The following is a 12,387-nucleotide window of genomic DNA, read 5'->3' as shown; positions in this document are numbered from 1 at the left end:
GCCGCGCCCTTCATCTCGGAACTGAACAAACGAGGATGTGGCCTTCAGGCTCCATCCGGCTCGGGCTCGCACACACTGACGCGTGCGATTCAGTTCGAGGGTGAAAGCCACAAGCTTCCCCGTGCGACACCGCGCTGGGACTGAACATGATGAGGAATAAATGACGGAGATCCAGAAGTCGCGGCGCAGCCGGGGACTCAAGTCCATGAGCGTCGCAGTTGCTGCCAGCGCTTCGGTAGTCGGCCTGGTGCTCGGTACCGGAACCGCTTCTGCCGCTGTCGACAGCGCGAAGTCCATCGTCGACGCCGATGGCAACACCGTGACGTTGACGCTGTCCGACTCCTTCGTCAGCGGCGTTGCGCCTCTCGACGGAAACCCGCTCACCCGTGAGTGGTTCTACGACGGCCGCGCATCCTTCGACGTTCAGGGCCCCACGGCTGACGACTTCGAGGGCACCCTCACCGCCGGCCTGCAGATCGGCTACCCGTTGAGCCTCGACGGCGGCGTCTCGGTCGAGTGGGCTTCGCCTTCGGCCAACCTGGGCATCAGCAGTGGCAACGATTCGTCGGTCGGCTTCGAGGGCGAGCTGGGAGATCTCCTCCCCGGTGCCGATGGTGAGCTCCCGGACTTCGGTTCGCTCCCCATCTCCAGCAAGGCCACCTCGGGCAGCGGCCTCGACGTCGGCGTTCAGCTGATCCCGCAGGCAACTGCGACCATCGATCTCGCTCCCGGCGGCGGCGTCGTTCAGTCCGAGAGTGCAATCGCCACCTTCAACGAAGAGGCGAACATCTCCAAGACCGAGGGTGACGCTGCAGGCGCTCAGGGCTCCATCCAGCTCGCCGGCGTCCACGGCACCGCTACGGGCATCCTGGGCAACGTCACGGTTCGTCCGTACGTCACCCTGCTCAGTGCAAAGGGTGACTCGATCACCACGTACGGCCCGGCAACTCGCCTCAACTGATCTCGATCGGTTGATTCTGGTTTCCTAGTTCTTCCGGTTCAGGCCCGCACGGATTCTCCGTGCGGGCCTGAACTATGTTCGGCTCGAACGTAGTTCGACATGTAGAGAGGCGCAGAAGCAGTGACCTACCCGAAAGCCCGTTTCACAGTGTTCGCCGCCGGAGCCGTCGTTGCTCTCGGGTTGCTCACCGGTTGTAGTGGTGGTGACGACTCGGCGGCCACCGGTCAGAACACCGACGTGTGCAACTCTTTCGCCGCCGACCACAATGCGTTCGTCGGTCTGGTCAAGGCGGGCCCGGGGTCGGCAGCCAACATCGAGCAGTGGACTGCGGACAAGCAGGCGGCCGTCGACAAGGTGAAGTCACTGTCCGGCACCGCGTCCGGTGACGTCGCCAGCGCGATGACGACGTTCGCGGACGCCATTCCGGCTGACACGCTCGAACTGTCTGAACCCGACAGCGAGTCGGGCAAGGCGTTCGTCGACAACGGCGCAGCAGTGAAGTCCGCCTGCGAGGCGGATGGCACCTCGATCACGCTCGACGAGCTACCGCTGACCACGTTCACCAACTGATCGCCTGACGGGCCCTCCCGGCCTGTCGCACGCCCCACAACGAATGAATGCGCCATTCACGCCGTCTGACAGCGTGAATGGCGCATTCATTCGTCGAAGCAGACCGGTGTCAGTCCTTCGAGTGCTTGCCGAGGTCGGGGGAGGCGGAATCGATTGCTTCGCCGCTGCCGCCGGTGGTGTCGGCCGCGGTCGAAAGCTTCTGTCCTGCAGTGGTTCCACCCGCGAGAATGTCGCGGATCTGCACCAGCACGTCGACGTCGCTCAGTTCCTTCTCCGGCTGGCTGACGAAACGCTTCTTCGCGGTGTTCACCGGCAGGATCAGCACGAAATACACGACCGCCGCGATGATGATGAAGTTGATGATGGCGGTGATGACTGCGCCGACGTTGACGAACGATTCGGGGGACGACGTGATGTTGAAGCCGAAGCCGTACTCGTTGGATCCGCCGATGGCCGCAACCAACGGGTTGATGATGTTGGACGTGAACGCGGTGACGATTGCCGTGAATGCTGCGCCGACGACGACCGCGACCGCGAGGTCGACCACGTTGCCTCGCAACAGAAAGTCCTTGAATCCCTTCAGCATGAGCCGCTCTCCGATCTCTAGGTATGTTTCGGTCTCGCCAGACGTTAACCCAGATCGATCGACTTCGGACCCCGTGAATCGCCCGGGCACCGACTCAATGCAATGTCACCGTCAAGGCGCTCACCAGCGACGCGGCTGCCACCGTCGTCGCATCCTCGGTCGGTAGGGCCAGCAGCACCACGCGATCTCGTTGACGACCTCCACCGGCCTCGGCGGAGACGAGCACCACCATCGCCCCCGATGCCAGTATCCGAGCCGCAGGTGTGGCGTCGGGATTCTCCTGAGTCTCGACGGTCAGGACGTCCACCCGATCGCCTTCTCTGAGTAGGTCGGTCACGCCCGCGTCCGCGAGATGCACCGGTACGACGCGTGCCTCGGCCCCCAGCGCCGCGGTGGCGGTTCGGGAGCCCAACAGCCGGACATCGGTGAGCAGTTCACCTGCTCGAACCGGTCCGGTCAGTGTCCGTCCGTCCACGTCGGCGGAATCGAGCACTGCGCCGTCGGGCACCGTGGCCGAATCCCATTCGGCGACGGCAACATCGGCCGGCGTCAGTATCGTTCCCGGCGTCAGGTCGCGGCCGGCCGTGACGACGCGGACGCGATCGTCGCCTGCGGCGTCGTCGACGAACAGCAGGACTGCGACGGCCACCAGAATGCCCGCGGCGATGCGTCGAACTTTCACCGATCCCACCCACGCGGGACGCTGAGCGAAGCGGTCGAGCAGCGTCGAGTCCAGTCGGTTCTTGCGGGCAGCCATGACCGGAACGGTAGCGGTCCCAACTGGCCTGAATAGACCGAAAAGGCCGGCCTGTGGATAACAGACCGGCCTGTGGATGGATCCGAAAACTACTGGCTGGCAGCAGCTTTCGTGGTGGAGGACGAGGAGGAGCTGCTCGACGAGGACGAATCCGGTGACTTCTTCTCAGCAGGCTTCGAGTCGCTCTTGGTCTCCGACTTCGTGGCCGCGGCGTCGGACTTCTTCTCGCTCGCGCCTTCGCTGGCGGTGCCGGAGTTGCCCCGACTATCGGTGCGGTAGAAGCCGCTGCCCTTGAAGACGATGCCGACCGAATTGAACAACTTTCGCAGCTTGCCGGAGCAGGCCGGGCACACCGTCAACGTGTCGTCGGTGAAGGACTGGACGATGTCGAAGCGGTTGTCGCACTCGGTGCAGGCGTATGAGTAGGTGGGCATCGTGTTTCCTCCGCGCTGGTCACCGAGGAGGTTCGCGCTCTGCTGGCCGAGGCCGAACACCGCCGGTGTCTTGTCTGTTCGTCGAAACTGGGGAGAGCATTAGCACTCTACAGTCAGGAGTGCCAACGAATCGAATCGTAGCGTTATTCCGTACCCAAGCGTACGAGCCCGCCGCCGGGAGTCAGCGCGTGCGTCACGCGGCGGTCGTGCGGTTCGGCCGGTAGCCGGGAGAGCAGCTCCTCGTCGCGCACGATGGCGACCAGCATGGCCTCGGGGCTGCACAGGTCGAGAGTCCGGTCGTAGAACCCGGCTCCACGGCCCAGCCGGACGCCACGTCGATCGACGGCCAGCGCAGGGAGCAGCACCACCGAGCATTGCCCGACGGCGTCGGGCTCGAGTAGTGAACCCGACGGCTCGAGTAGCCCGTACGGTGCCCGCACCAACGCATCGCGACCCTCGTAACGCGCCCACTTCAGCGGCCCCGGCTCATGGGCACTCGGTAGCAGGACCGTGGCTCCGGCCGCGGCCATCGCGTCGAGCATCTCGATCGACCCCGGCTCCCGGCCGATCGGAACGTACGCCGCCACGACCGAGTGTTCGGCCGCCAATTCGCCGGCGGCATGGCAGAGTGCGGAGGACTCCATCGCGCGTTGCGCATCGTCGAGCAGTCGGCGTTCGGCGAGGACATGCTCCCGCCACAGATCCTTCGGCGTGTTCTCCGAAAATTCGGGAACGCTCACAACGGTTCACTCTCCCTCTCGTGCTGTCGTTCAACGATATGCACTCGGGGGTCGAACGGGGCACACGCCGAGCCAATCTCCAGAAACCACGGATAGGGTGAGCACCATGACAGAAGCCGCTTCAGCGACGACCGCCGCCACGCCTGTGCACTTCCGCACGGCCATCGTCCCCGCCGCAGGCATGGGTACCCGGTTCCTGCCGGCCACGAAAACCGTTCCGAAGGAACTACTTCCGGTCGTCGACACTCCCGGTATCGAGCTCGTCGCCGGAGAAGCGGCAGATTCCGGTGCACAACGGTTGGTCATCGTCACCTCTCCCGGCAAGGACGGCGTCGTCGCCCACTTCGTCGAGGACCTCGTTCTGGAAAAGAAGCTCGAAGCGAGCGGAAAGCTCGAAATGCTCGAGAAGGTACGCGTCGCCCCCAAGCTTCTGGACGTGCAATCGGTCATTCAGCACGAACCGCTCGGACTCGGTCACGCCGTCGCATGTGCCGAGGAAGCACTCGACGACGACGAGGATTCGGTCGCGGTGCTGCTGCCCGACGATCTGGTGATGCCGCGCGGTGTGCTCGACGTCATGGCCCGGGTGCGCGCCAAGCGCGGCGGCTCGGTGCTGTGCGCCATCGAGGTTCCCGACGACAAGGTCTCGTCCTACGGCGTCTTCTCCGTCGAAATCGTGCCCGATGCCGTCAATCCCAACGTCCTCAAAGTCACCGGCATGGTCGAAAAGCCCAAGAAGGAAGAGGCACCGTCCAACTTGGCTGCCGCGGGCCGCTATCTGCTCGACCGCGCGATCTTCGACGCGTTGCGACGGATCGAGCCCGGTGCCGGCGGCGAATTGCAGCTGACCGACGCCATCGCACTTCTGATCGAGGAGGGCCATCCCGTTCACGTGGTGGTGCATCGTGGATCGAGACACGACCTCGGAAATCCCGGGGGATACCTACGCGCTGCGGTTGACTTTGCTTTGCAGCGCGACGACTACGGTCCCGCGCTGCGTGAATGGCTGAACGAACGCTTGAGCGACAGCTGGGCACCGGAACTGACGACGTACGAATAGCATCGCGGGTCGATGCCATAGAGGAAGGGCCAGATGCGCTCGGTCGAAGATCAACAGACCAGGGTGACCGCAGCGGCGGTGGCTCCACGGCCTGTTCGGGTCGCCATCTCGGAAGCGCAGGGTCTGCTCTGTGCCGAGGAAGTGGTCACCGAGCGTCCCCTTCCCGGCTTCGACCAAGCCGCGATCGACGGTTACGCCGTACGCAGTGTCGACGTCGCCTCCGCAGGTACCGACCTGCGTAACGAGGAAGACGAGCGCATCGACCTGACGCTGCCCGTCGTCGGCGAAGTCTCCGCGGGTTCGCGTCAGCCCATCCGCCTGCAGCCGCGTCAGGCCGTGCGGGTCGATACCGGCGCGCCACTGCCCACGTTGGCCGACGCAGTCCTGCCGCTGGATCGCACCGACAACGGCCGCGCCCGGGTCAAGGTGTTCCGTCCGGTGCGCTCCGGCGACTACGTGCGCAAGATCGGCGACGACGTCCAACCCGGCGACGTCGCCGTGCGTGCGGGAACGATCATCGGTGCCGCGCAGGTCGGCTTGTTGGCCGCCGTCGGCCGCGACAAGGTGCTGGTGCACCCGCGTCCGCGACTGTCGGTCATCTCGGTGGGCGGGGAGTTGGTCGATACCGATCGGACCCCCGGGCCCGGTCAGGTGTACGACGTCAACTCCTACGCGCTCGCTGCTGCAGCGCGCGATGCCGGAGCCGACGTGAACCGCGTCGGCATCGTGAGCACCGACCCCAAGCGACTGCGTGAAGTGGTCGAAGGCCAGTTGATCCGCTCCGAGATCGTCGTCATCGCAGGCGCGGTCGGCGGCGGCGCGTCCGATGGCGTCCGTGAGGCGCTCGGCGAACTCGGCGACATGGAAGTCGAGCGGGTAGCCATGCACCCCGGCTCGGTGCAGGGATTCGGCCAGCTCGGACGCGACGAGGTGCCCACGTTCCTGTTGCCTGCCAACCCCGTCAGCGCGCTCGTGGTGTTCGAGGTGATGGTCCGCCCGCTCATTCGCATTGCACTCGGCCGTCGCCAGCCGCTGCGCCGGACCGTCACCGCGCGGACCGTCGCACCCATCACGTCGATCGAGGACCGCAAGGGATTCCTACGAGGACAGCTGATGCGCGACGAGGGCACCGGCGAATATCTCGTGCAGGCTCTCGGCGGTGCACCTGGCTCGTCGTCGCACCTGCTCGCGACGCTCGCGGAGGCGAACTGCCTGGTCGTGATCGACCCCGACGTCACCGAGATCCGCACCGGCGAAGAAGTGAAGGTCTCGTTCCTCGCTCAGCGCGGCTGACGCACGCGCTCACGCGCGCAGCGCATACGATCGACGGATGCCGCGAACGTGGTCGAGCCACCCGGGTTGGCCGGCGAAATTGGGTCCAGTGCGAGTGGCCGGGGGAACGGTGACGGTCCGGCCCGTCCGCATGCGCGACGCAGCCTCCTGGAGTCGAATCCGCACCCAGGACCGCGCACACCTCGAGCCGTGGGAGCCGAGCGGTGAGGGCAGTTGGAATTCCCGACACCACATCTCCTCGTGGCCCACACTGTGCTCGGGCCTGAAGTCCGAGGCACGCAAGGGACACATGCTGCCGATGGTGATCGAGGTCGACGGCGAATTCTGCGGGCAGATCACCACCGGAAACATCGTGCGCGGCGCGCTCCGGTCGGCGTGGATCGGGTACTGGGTGTCCAAGGAAGTCAACGGCAAAGGTGTCGCCACCGCGGCGCTGGCGCTCGGACTCGATCATTGTTTCGGACCGGTCGGGTTGCACCGCGTCGAGGCAACGGTGCGTCCGGAGAACCTCGCCAGCCAGGCCGTGCTGCGCAACGTCGGTTTCCGCGAAGAGGGCCTGCTCTACAAGTACCTCGACGTCGACGGCGAGTGGCGCGACCACAAACTCGTCGCGATCACATCGGGAGAGGTGCAGGGATCGGTCGTCGATCGATTGGTCCGCGCGGGCAGGGCTACGTGGGCATAGCACTCACTCCACAGTGTTCGGTTGCAGATGTTGTCAAAGTGACAGGAGTGTAATTCGAGTCGGCGCGTCTGCGGGGTTCTCGCACCTGCTCCACATAACCTGAGGGCGTCTCGACTGTCGCTGTCGCCTGAGGAAGGAGAACATCGCCGATGCCGAACTCGATCATCTGGATCGGTCTCGTGGCCGTCTGGCTCTTCGTTCTTCTTCCCATGCTGATGACCAAGCGTCCGCAGATCATGCAGACCACGGACGCAGCACTCGCCACGCGCGTGTTGCATCGGGGTGGCACCAAGCGCAAGCAGCGCGGCCCCGCGACCGGCCACCGCAGTGATCCCGACTGGCGGCCGGAGGACGACCTGCGGGTCTCCGCGCCCGCCAGCGAGATCTTCGGCCCGAAATTTGCGTCGATTCGTTCGGACTCACCCGATCTACCCGGTACCGCGGAGGACCCCATGGACACTCACGCAGAAGAAGAAAACGACCTCGAACGCGACGAACCGGTCCACGACGCACCTCGCGCGAGCTCTCCCGCACACGAGCCGGGAGTCGTCGACGACGACTTCGTGCCTCGCCGACGCGGACGCGGCGGATTCGATCCCGAGGCCGACGCCATCGCCCGGGCCGCCCGATACGCCTTCCGTCAGCGCGCGGTTCTCGGCCTGGTGTTCGCCGCCATCACGACCGCGGCACTGGCGTTCATCATCTCCCCGACGGTGTGGTGGCTGTGCGGACTGTCCGTCGCAGTCCTCGTCGGATACCTGTACTACCTGCGCAGGCAGGTGCAGATCGAAGAAGAGATTCGTCGACGACGACTCACCCGCATGGGTCGCTCGCGCCTCGGTGTGGAATCGGAGACCGACGAAGAGCTCGAACTCGTGCCGCAGCGTCTGCGTCGACCCGGAGCTGTGGTGCTCGAGATCGACGACGAGGATCCGGAGTTCGAGCATCTCGATCATTACGAGGAGCCGTTCCAGGCACGCCGCGCTGATGACGGCGATTTCCGTCGGGCACAGGGCGCGTAACTGCGGTCCCGAGGGGCTTTGCTAGAGTTGCCCAGCCGGTCGAGACGACGGCAAACGGGGCTGTGGCGCAGTTGGTAGCGCGTCTCGTTCGCATCGAGAAGGTCAGGGGTTCGATTCCCCTCAGCTCCACCCGAAACGAAAGCCGCCACTCACCTCGAGTGGCGGCTTTCGTTGTGAATCAAGGCAATACAGAGCTCAGAGTGGCGTTACGTCGCCGGCGCTTGTGTCACACTTCATACGGTGACCAGCCAGATGACCGTGCATGTCGAGCACACCGAGGCTCACCGGATTGCGGCCCGGATAGTGATGCCTCTCGGCAAAGAGGCTGTGGTGACGACCGCGTCGAATTACGAGTTGTACCATTCGGCGACTCCGTGGCTTCCGCCGATGCTGGTAGCGGGGATGCGAAAGAACTGGAGTATCAAATTCGACAGCCCGGTGGATTCGACGGCACTTCGAGGCGCTCCCGAGGCGCAGAGAGTGTTTCTCGACTGGTATCCCAGACGGTTTCATGGGATATCGGTATCGGCTGAACCTTCCGATGCATTGTCCGACGGCCGAGGGGTGGGTTGCTTCTTCAGTGGAGGCGTGGACAGCTTCTATTCGGCAATCACCCAATCCGATCGCATCACCCATTTGATATTCGTTCACGGTTTCGACATCTCCGCCGGGAACGAGGAATTGGCGGGTCGAGCACTGGCCAGTGCCCGAGACGCGGCCGCGGAGCTCGGCAAGCCGCTGATCGAGGTCAAGACCACGTTGAGGTCGGCGTTCGGAGACCGGTTGCCGCTCGATTGGGGATACGACCTTCACGGAGCCGCCTTGGCCCATGTCGGGCTGGCGTTGTCCGGTCACCTGAGCACCGTCATGATTCCGTCGTCCAACAGTCGCTGGGATCTGCTGCCGTGGGGTTCGCATCCCGATCTGGACCCGCTGTGGTCGAGTAGCAGTGTCACGTTCGATCACCACGAGTTGGAGGTGAGTCGGCTCGGCAAGCTCCGGCGGATAGGCCTGGACGAGACGGCGATGAAGCATCTACGGGTGTGCTGGGAGAATCGCGACGGTCGATTCAACTGCGGAGTGTGCTTCAAGTGCATCAGGACGAAGATCGGGTTGGCCGCTGCAGGTGCGGAGAGCGAGGCCCTTCCTGGACCCATCGATCTCCATGCGGTCAGGTCCTTGACGTTGACGAACCGTCAGTGCCACCACCTGCGAAACGGGCTTGCTGCCATGGAAGAGGCAGGCGTGACCGACGATGGTGTGGTTGCGGCAGTAGACACGGCGATCCGCCGAAGACACTGGCGACAGGCTGCGTCGTATTTACGACGAGCGCGATCGATATCCATCGGCCTCATACGTCGTCGCGTGAGCTGAGGCATTTCCGGCAATATGGCGTATTCGGACAACATTCGATCATTAACGGGAATCGAATTCTTTCGAACGTCTTATGAGCACCATTGACCTGAAACGGTCTTTTGGATTGCTTAGCGCCTGTAACCGCGTCACGCTGCAGTTTTCGGTGCTCTGAGCTGGGGCTGCTTCTTCGGCTGACTTTAGTGTTCGCGTGGCTGATGTCGTATCTTTATACGCGTGCCTGCGCGTTCGGTAGGTGTCGAATTCAATCAGGGGATCGAAATGAACACTCTCAGTGTGGTAATTCCGGTGCTCGACGAGGTCGACCACATCGGCGAATGCTTGAATCTGCTGCTCGATCAGGGAAACTACATTGACCGTATCGTCGTGGTGGACAACGGCTCGACCGACGGGACGCTCGATCTGGTCGAGACCCTGCGCGAAGTCAATGACAAGGTCCAGTTGGTGCACGAGCCGAATCGGGGCGTCGTGCATGCCCGGAACACAGGCTTCGATCTCGTGCAGTCGTCCATCATCGGCCGCATAGACGCCGATACGCGCGTCCGGCCCGGGTGGGCCCGCTCCATCATCGAATTCTTCGGAGAGCACTCCACGGTTGCGGCAGCGGGCGGGCGAACCTACTTGTACGAGTCGCCGTGGGCCCGGCCTCTGGCGTGGCAACATGCACGAGCGGAGCAGCGTGACCCGTCGGTGCGCAGCGCCTTGGCGGTATCGGGCAACAATTTCGCGATCCGCGCATCTGCCTGGCACCAGGTTCGGGATGTGGTCAGCGACAAGACCTGCGTGCACGAGGACATCGATCTGTGCTTGTCGTTGGTCGGCAAGAAGTTGCCGCTTGCTCTGAACGGCCGTATGAAGGCTGCGGTATCCGGCCGGCGATCGGCTACGTCTCCGGTGAAGTACGTGAACTACGCGATCGCGGGCTACCGTTCCTACAAGGAGCATGGGCTCGCATCGGCCAAGCTGGCCCGGATCGTTGCGATGGATTGGCTCCTGCACACGCTGCGCTGGCCCATCTCGAGAATGTTCTCGGCGGTGCCCTCGCGCGCACTGCCCGTCGACGACCGTGCGCTGTCTGACGAACGGATGCGAGAGGCCGCGTGAACCTGCGCTCCCTGATCCCGACCTGGGCGAGCGACTCATCGAACGTCAAGTGGGCCCTCTTTCAAATGCGTCAGGCAACCCTCGTGTCGGTGGCGAACCTGCCGTTCGTTCCGGCGGTACTGCGGGCGACCTTGCTGCGGCCGGCGGGGGTCCGGACGGACGGGCCGTGCTTGATATACGGCGGCGCGATGATCCAGGGTCGCGGGTCGGTACGGATGGGCACCGGGGTCTTCGTGAATTTCGGGTGCCACTTCGACACTGTTGCCGACATCGTGATCGGTGACGATGTGTTCCTGGCGGACCACGTTCGGATCATCACCAGTACCCATGACGTCGGACCGTCGTGGCGACGGGCAGGCTTGCTGAGGGGCGAGTCGGTCACCATCGGGCGAGGCACGTGGATCGGGTCCGGTGTGGTGATCATGCCCGGGGTCCGCATCGGTGAGGGATGCATCATCGGGGCGAACTCGCTGGTGACCAAGGATTGCGAACCGGACGCGGTGTACGTCGGCAGCCCAGCCGCTCGTCGCCGGGAGTTGAACGATCTACCCGACGCGCGAGCCATAGCGGGCGCGACGCCTGATTTCGAGAGCAATACTCTGACGAACGATCGATAAAGCACTTGCCGATATCGACAAAAGACTATTATCGATCCGAAATTGGACGACTTATTTCGTCTAATTGATGATGTAGCATCATCAGCGTCAGAGGCTCGGCTCTCTTTGCATTCGCTTCGGAAATTGTCGAGCTACGCATTGCCAAAAAGGTGTCAGGGGTTGGCGTTGTGAACACTCTTTCTGTTGTTGTGCCCGCATTCGACGAACAGGCGCATTTGGGTGGATGCCTGGACGCTTTATTGGCGCAACGTGAACACATTCACGAAATAATCGTGGTGGACAACAATTCCACCGACGATACCGCCGGCGTGGTAGCGAGCTACAGCCGACGGTTTCCGGAGATAGTTCTGGTCCGGGAGTCGAAGCGAGGCGTCGTTCATGCGCGCAACGCCGGTTTCGATCGGGCCGAAGGATCCATCATCGGACGTATCGATGCGGACACTCGGGTAGCTCCGGATTGGGCCGAGTCGATTCTGGATTTCTTCGACCGCAGACTGGACTACGCGGCGGTGACCGGGCCGATCTACCTGTACGACTCCCCGTGGGCTGCACCGTACGGCGCGTACGTGGACTACTCCACCAAGCGCAAACCCGACGAGTTACGGGTCTCGGCGGCCTCGGGTAACAACTTCGCCATTCGCCGCTCCGCTTGGGAAGCCGCCCGCGACCGCGTGAGTCTGCGTACCGACCTGCACGAGGATATCGATCTCTCGCTGTGCCTGTACCGCGTCGGTCTACAGATCGCTCTGATCAAAACGATGTGCGTCGAGGTGTCCGGTCGGCGGCTGCTGACTCCGCCCCTCGAATATCGTCATTATGTGCTGAGTTCCTACCGAACATGGGCCCACCACGATTTGGCGAACAAGGCGCTGCGTCGACTGTTGATCGCGGACATGATTCTGCATACCGTGCATTGGCCGTTGACTCGAATTTTGTCCGGATGCGAGTCGCGAATTCTGCCGGTGTCGCATTCGAACGAGGGCGTGACATCGCAACAATATTCGTCACCTGTTCGCGATGGCGAATATGCCACCACGGCGTCGGCCGAGTAAATTCACGGCTGATTCGAGCGGTACGCGACAATTGTCCGATCGGTAGCGCCGATCTACTCCTTGTATCTGCTGCCGCCCCCGGAACCGGTCCCACGGTTCCGATACAGGCCCGCGTGATCGCCGACGCGGTGT

Annotated in this window: 14 protein-coding genes and 1 tRNA gene; 11 read left to right on the top strand and 4 right to left on the bottom strand. The window is 63.6% G+C overall.

Features of this window, described 5'->3' with window-relative positions:
* Positions 1–160 precede the first annotated feature (160 nt).
* Entirely contained in the window at positions 161–961 is an 801-nt protein-coding gene (locus tag CH268_RS24115; RefSeq protein WP_032371232.1) for an MspA family porin, read from the top strand.
* 120 nt (positions 962–1,081) lie between these two features.
* Positions 1,082–1,531 carry a hypothetical protein gene (locus CH268_RS24110; protein WP_032385680.1) on the top strand — a complete coding sequence of 150 codons (450 nt, stop codon included), beginning with the start codon at positions 1,082–1,084 and terminating at the stop codon, positions 1,529–1,531.
* A gap of 109 nt (positions 1,532–1,640) precedes the next feature.
* On the opposite strand, the gene mscL is transcribed toward CH268_RS24110, so the two are convergent.
* From mscL to CH268_RS24090, 4 genes are all read right to left on the bottom strand, one after another.
* Positions 1,641–2,117 carry a large conductance mechanosensitive channel protein MscL gene (mscL, locus tag CH268_RS24105; protein WP_094666102.1) on the bottom strand — a complete coding sequence of 159 codons (477 nt, stop codon included), beginning with the start codon at positions 2,115–2,117 and terminating at the stop codon, positions 1,641–1,643.
* Positions 2,118–2,211: 94 nt separating this feature from the next.
* Positions 2,212–2,874 (bottom strand): Flp pilus assembly protein CpaB, encoded by a 663-nt coding sequence (gene cpaB, locus CH268_RS24100; RefSeq protein ID WP_094666101.1) that lies wholly within the window; start codon positions 2,872–2,874, stop codon positions 2,212–2,214.
* A gap of 89 nt (positions 2,875–2,963) precedes the next feature.
* Positions 2,964–3,308 (bottom strand): FmdB family zinc ribbon protein, encoded by a 345-nt coding sequence (locus CH268_RS24095; protein ID WP_094666206.1) that lies wholly within the window; start codon positions 3,306–3,308, stop codon positions 2,964–2,966.
* Positions 3,309–3,451: 143 nt separating this feature from the next.
* Positions 3,452–4,048, bottom strand: a complete 597-nt coding sequence (locus CH268_RS24090; RefSeq protein WP_094666100.1) for a 5-formyltetrahydrofolate cyclo-ligase — start codon at positions 4,046–4,048, stop codon at positions 3,452–3,454.
* Between the two features lie 106 nt (positions 4,049–4,154).
* Between CH268_RS24090 and CH268_RS24085 the strand changes: the two genes are divergently transcribed.
* The 9 genes from CH268_RS24085 to CH268_RS24045 all read left to right on the top strand — a co-directional run bounded on the left by CH268_RS24085 (position 4,155) and on the right by CH268_RS24045 (position 12,255).
* Positions 4,155–5,108: a UTP--glucose-1-phosphate uridylyltransferase gene (locus CH268_RS24085; RefSeq protein WP_027496052.1), complete on the top strand. Its 954-nt coding sequence runs from the start codon at positions 4,155–4,157 to the stop codon at positions 5,106–5,108.
* Between the two features lie 33 nt (positions 5,109–5,141).
* A complete protein-coding gene (gene glp / locus CH268_RS24080) occupies positions 5,142–6,401 on the top strand; it encodes a molybdotransferase-like divisome protein Glp (RefSeq protein WP_027496053.1) in 1,260 nt (419 codons plus the stop codon).
* Between the two features lie 37 nt (positions 6,402–6,438).
* Positions 6,439–7,086 (top strand): GNAT family N-acetyltransferase, encoded by a 648-nt coding sequence (locus tag CH268_RS24075; RefSeq protein WP_094666099.1) that lies wholly within the window; start codon positions 6,439–6,441, stop codon positions 7,084–7,086.
* Positions 7,087–7,235: 149 nt separating this feature from the next.
* Positions 7,236–8,108 carry a divisome protein SepX/GlpR gene (sepX, locus tag CH268_RS24070; RefSeq protein ID WP_094666098.1) on the top strand — a complete coding sequence of 291 codons (873 nt, stop codon included), beginning with the start codon at positions 7,236–7,238 and terminating at the stop codon, positions 8,106–8,108.
* Between the two features lie 56 nt (positions 8,109–8,164).
* Positions 8,165–8,237: transfer RNA gene (locus tag CH268_RS24065), tRNA-Ala, on the top strand.
* Between the two features lie 111 nt (positions 8,238–8,348).
* Positions 8,349–9,482 carry a hypothetical protein gene (locus CH268_RS24060; RefSeq protein WP_176458046.1) on the top strand — a complete coding sequence of 378 codons (1,134 nt, stop codon included), beginning with the start codon at positions 8,349–8,351 and terminating at the stop codon, positions 9,480–9,482.
* A 261-nt stretch (positions 9,483–9,743) separates the two neighbouring features.
* Positions 9,744–10,586, top strand: a complete 843-nt coding sequence (locus CH268_RS24055; protein ID WP_141215190.1) for a glycosyltransferase family 2 protein — start codon at positions 9,744–9,746, stop codon at positions 10,584–10,586.
* Positions 10,583–11,203 carry an acyltransferase gene (locus CH268_RS24050; RefSeq protein ID WP_235580006.1) on the top strand — a complete coding sequence of 207 codons (621 nt, stop codon included), beginning with the start codon at positions 10,583–10,585 and terminating at the stop codon, positions 11,201–11,203. Before CH268_RS24055 ends, CH268_RS24050 begins: the two co-directional genes overlap by 4 nt.
* A 149-nt stretch (positions 11,204–11,352) precedes the next feature.
* Positions 11,353–12,255, top strand: coding sequence for a glycosyltransferase family 2 protein (locus CH268_RS24045; RefSeq protein WP_308436819.1), 903 nt, complete (start codon positions 11,353–11,355; stop codon positions 12,253–12,255).
* Positions 12,256–12,387 lie beyond the last annotated feature (132 nt).

Origin of the sequence: Rhodococcus sp. 06-1460-1B (assembly GCF_002258475.1) — a bacterium.
In the GTDB taxonomy this organism is placed as follows: domain Bacteria; phylum Actinomycetota; class Actinomycetes; order Mycobacteriales; family Mycobacteriaceae; genus Rhodococcoides; species Rhodococcoides fascians.
This window is presented reverse-complemented; position numbering and strand designations above follow the sequence as displayed.

What these genes read in the sequence shown, in the direction of transcription:
- CH268_RS24115 (WP_032371232.1), top strand. Translation starts at nt 161, where the DNA reads ATGACGGAGATCCAGAAGTCGCGGCGCAGCCGGGGACTCAAGTCCATG.
- mscL (WP_094666102.1), bottom strand. Translation starts at nt 2,117, where the DNA reads ATGCTGAAGGGATTCAAGGACTTTCTGTTGCGAGGCAACGTGGTCGAC.
- cpaB (WP_094666101.1), bottom strand. Translation starts at nt 2,874, where the DNA reads ATGGCTGCCCGCAAGAACCGACTGGACTCGACGCTGCTCGACCGCTTC.
- CH268_RS24095 (WP_094666206.1), bottom strand. Translation starts at nt 3,308, where the DNA reads ATGCCCACCTACTCATACGCCTGCACCGAGTGCGACAACCGCTTCGAC.
- CH268_RS24085 (WP_027496052.1), top strand. Translation starts at nt 4,155, where the DNA reads ATGACAGAAGCCGCTTCAGCGACGACCGCCGCCACGCCTGTGCACTTC.
- glp (WP_027496053.1), top strand. Translation starts at nt 5,142, where the DNA reads ATGCGCTCGGTCGAAGATCAACAGACCAGGGTGACCGCAGCGGCGGTG.
- CH268_RS24075 (WP_094666099.1), top strand. Translation starts at nt 6,439, where the DNA reads ATGCCGCGAACGTGGTCGAGCCACCCGGGTTGGCCGGCGAAATTGGGT.
- sepX (WP_094666098.1), top strand. Translation starts at nt 7,236, where the DNA reads ATGCCGAACTCGATCATCTGGATCGGTCTCGTGGCCGTCTGGCTCTTC.
- CH268_RS24055 (WP_141215190.1), top strand. Translation starts at nt 9,744, where the DNA reads ATGAACACTCTCAGTGTGGTAATTCCGGTGCTCGACGAGGTCGACCAC.